Raw genomic sequence first — 3916 nt, 5'->3', positions numbered from 1 at the left:
ATTAAATTATTCATATGATACGATACTGTAGCTGGTGTTAAGGATAATTTATGAGCAATTTCTTGTCCATATAAAGGTTTATTTTTTAATAACTTTAATATTTCAAATTTACTTTTATCACTTAAACATTTAAGTTTTTCTTTTAAAATTTTTTCTTCTCTTTTAATAATTTCATTATTATCTAATAGCTCTTTAAATTTCCAACCAAAATAAATAGTTTCTTTATTTTTTCTTTTTACTAATGTTCTAACATCCTCCATACAATGTACAGATCTAAAATTAATCATTGAAGGATATATATATACATTATCTGAACATTTAACTTTAAATCCCGTTAAGCTTTCAATAAAATTTTTATCTCTTAAACTCCATTCATTTAATTGTTTAATAAATTTAAGAGTATCCTTTTGTAAAATTTTAAATGCTATTTTAAAATTGTTAATTGAAATTAATATTATATCTATTAATTCTAACAAGTATTTTTTAGGTTCATGAAATATTATTGTTAACCACCATTTACTTTCATTAGTCAAATCTTTATTATTAGTTAAATAATTTATAAACAAATCATAATTATTTATATAATTTAAAGTATCTTCTTCATCTAATTTTTCTAGTTTTATAAGTATATCTTTTAAAAAAGATTCTTGTAAGTCTTCATTATTTATTTTTATAATTTTTTCTTTAAATTCATTTAATTCTTCTATGTTTAAATTTTGAAAAAGTAAAAATGCTATACTATAATTACTTATTTCATAACTATATATTTTTTTAAAATACATATTGATTTTTTCTATAGAAATACTATTAAGTTCTTTAAACTTTTTTATAAATCCAAAGAAATTTTTTAAATTTTTATTTAAATATTCATCCTTATTTATACCTTCTCTTATTAACATCTTTTCTAATGAACTATTTAATTCTTTTTCATTTGATATAAAATAAAATGTATTCATTAATTCATATAATATATCTATTTTATTTTCCACTATATACTGCATTTCTTACTTCCTTCATCTTTAAATTTTTTGTATACTTTTATTGTACTTCTGAAAAATAAATAATAAAATAATTCCAATACCAAATATAAAATATAATTGAGTTACACTTAATGTAAGACACATAATAGATATTAAAACTGATCCCACTGGTGTTGATGACATAGCTAAAGAATTAAACACTCCCGCAGCTCTACTTAAATATTTTTGCTCAATATTTTCCATAAAAGCTACATTTACCAACATAAATAATATATTAATAGCTATACCCATAAAAAATGGCATAAAAAATAATAATATATATCTTATTGTTATAGCTTCAAATAATTTTATAAATGCTAAAAGTAAATAATTCATTCCAAAAACTCCCCCTGAAAATATAAACATATTTATTCCTTTAAATCTTTCTTTTATTTTTGGAAAAATAAAACTTCCTATTAACATTCCTGAAGTTATTGCAATATTTAAAATAACTAATCCTTCAGAACCTAACAATAATTCTTCAAAAACATATGCAATACTCAAAGTATTTATAGGCATTATAAGCATACCTAATATAGCTCCAAATATACATATACTCAATATTAATTTTGTATTTTTTATATAAATAAAACCTTCTTTTAAATTTTTATAGTAACTCTTAATATTTAATACTTGATTTTTTAATATTTCATCTTTATATTTTATTATACATATTAAAATTCCACAAAAATAAAAACTTAAAGCATTAGCCAAAAGTGCTCCACTTATACCAAATACCCCTATAATTAAGCCTGCTAATGGTAATCCTAAAAGCTCTGAAACTCTAGATAAAGTAGACTTCAAAGCCATCCCATAAGAATATTTATCCTTATCTAAAATTAATGGTAATGATGCTACAGCAGCAGGACTTTGAAAGGATTCAAAGGTTGAATTTATAAAAGTAAAAAGAAATAAATGATAGGTTTGTAAAATTCCCATAAAAAACATTATAGCTGTAATAGTTACAATAATTGCTCTTCCAAAATTACAAATAAAAAGTACCTTTTTCTTTTTTTTATGCTCTACAAAAACGCCTGCTATAGGTTGAAAAAGTATAGTAGGAATAGCATTTACTCCAAAAATCAATGCCATTATAGATACATCTCCTGTAACCTGAAACACTAACCATCCATAAGCTATAAAGTCTATAGAATCACCTAATCTAGATACCAAGTCCCCTGTTAAATAAGTCATAAAGTTTTTTTCTTTTAATATACTTCTATAATTTAGAGTATTTTTTTTATCCATTCCAATCTCCCTTATTCCTTTTTTTACCATCTTATCATTATATTAGATTATTTTCAATATATATTAGATAAATATCTAATATTCTAACTAATTTTTTTAAAACTAAAAATGCACTATAATAAATAAAACACTAACATATAATCTTTTATATTTTTATATAGTATATAAAAAGTTTAGTTTAAAATTGCTATAAATCTTTAATTTAGGAGTATTAAAATGACTGAAAAAGAAAAAATGATTGAAAGCTTACCTTACAATGCAAATAATGAAGAACTAGTAAATGATAGATTACGTGCTAGAATCTTAATAAGAGAATTTAATAATTCCATTGAAACAGAATTAGATAAAAGAAAAGAAATTTTAAAGAATTTACTTGGTTCAATAGGAAAAAATATTTATATAGAACCTAATTTTCGCTGTGATTATGGATATAATATTTTTTTAGATGATAGTTTTTATGCAAATTTTGATTGCATACTTTTAGATGTCTGTAAAATAAAAATAGGAAAAAACTGCTTTTTAGCACCTGCAGTTCATATATATACAGCAACCCATCCATTAGATCCAATGGAAAGATTAAAATTTGAATTTGGAAAGCCAGTTACTATAGGAGATAATGTTTGGATCGGTGGACATTCTACAATAAACCCAGGTGTTACTATAGGAAATAATGTAGTTGTTGCCTCTGGTTCTGTTGTCACTAAAAATATTCCTAATAATGTAGTTATTGGAGGAAATCCAGCTAAAATTTTAAAAACAATTTCTATAAAATAACTTGTTATTTTATTTTAGTATCTAATTTAACATTTATTCATAATATGTAATATGATTAATTTTAAAGGAGTTTATTATTATGCATATTAATTCCAATAAATGTGGATATAATAAAATAAATACTTCTTCATGTACTAGTTGTGATATTTTCTCTAATTTTAGAGAAGAAGATGCTTTTGCTATTATAAAAGGTGGCCCTTTAGCACCTAGTATATGTGGCAAAGCACTATTATATCAATTAAAAGATGGAGTATATATTAGAGTATATATTACTGGCATTCCAGCAAATGATGTTGATTTAAATAGAGGAAAAATGTTTTCTAATACTTTCCACGCCTTTCACATTCATGAGCTTGGTAATTGTACTGTAGGTAATCCAAAGGATCCTTTCTTAGCTGCTGGAGGTCACTGGAATATAGAGGGAAATCCTCATGAATTTCACACTGGTGATTTACCTCCATTACTTGCTAATAACGGGAAAGTAATGATGTCTTTTCTTACTCAAAGATTTATGCTTAAGAATGCTTTAAATCGTTCTTTTATTTTACACAAAAATTATGATACTATAAAAGCACAACCTTCTGGAAATGCTGGTTCTAGACTTGCTTGTGGTTTAATTAAAAGTAAATCTCATAATTGTTGTTGCTAAAAAATATTTATTCTTTTATTTCTATAAAAAAGCAGCAAATATTGTAACCTATCTTAACAAAAATATAAGTTATAATATTTGTTACTTTTTTATATTCTAAAATATTATATATACTTTAATTTTACAAACACCACTTTACAATAAATTTAACTAGCTAAAGAATCGTTATTAAGATGATTAATAACATCTTCAAGCGTAGTTATATTTTTATCAAGTTGTATTGTTT

Annotated in this window: 4 protein-coding genes; 2 read left to right on the top strand and 2 right to left on the bottom strand. The window is 23.1% G+C overall.

Going from position 1 to position 3916, the window contains the following annotated elements:
• On the bottom strand, positions 1–1001 hold a 1001-nt coding region (locus tag GBZ86_RS13495), incomplete at its 3' end, for a winged helix-turn-helix domain-containing protein (protein ID WP_152891482.1).
• Positions 1002–1019: 18 nt separating this feature from the next.
• Positions 1020–2267, bottom strand: coding sequence for an MFS transporter (locus GBZ86_RS13490; RefSeq protein ID WP_170272262.1), 1248 nt, complete (start codon positions 2265–2267; stop codon positions 1020–1022).
• 216 nt (positions 2268–2483) lie between these two features.
• On the opposite strand from GBZ86_RS13490, the gene GBZ86_RS13485 reads away from it, so the two are divergent.
• Both GBZ86_RS13485 and GBZ86_RS13480 read left to right on the top strand, forming a co-directional pair.
• Positions 2484–3041 carry a maltose acetyltransferase domain-containing protein gene (locus GBZ86_RS13485; RefSeq protein WP_152891478.1) on the top strand — a complete coding sequence of 186 codons (558 nt, stop codon included), beginning with the start codon at positions 2484–2486 and terminating at the stop codon, positions 3039–3041.
• A 79-nt stretch (positions 3042–3120) separates the two neighbouring features.
• Positions 3121–3690, top strand: coding sequence for a superoxide dismutase family protein (locus GBZ86_RS13480; protein WP_152891476.1), 570 nt, complete (start codon positions 3121–3123; stop codon positions 3688–3690).
• Positions 3691–3916 lie beyond the last annotated feature (226 nt).

The organism is Clostridium tarantellae (genome assembly GCF_009295725.1).
GTDB lineage: Bacteria > Bacillota > Clostridia > Clostridiales > Clostridiaceae > Sarcina > Sarcina tarantellae.
The sequence above is the reverse complement of the archived record's forward strand: the minus strand, read 5'-3'. Positions and strand labels throughout refer to the sequence as shown.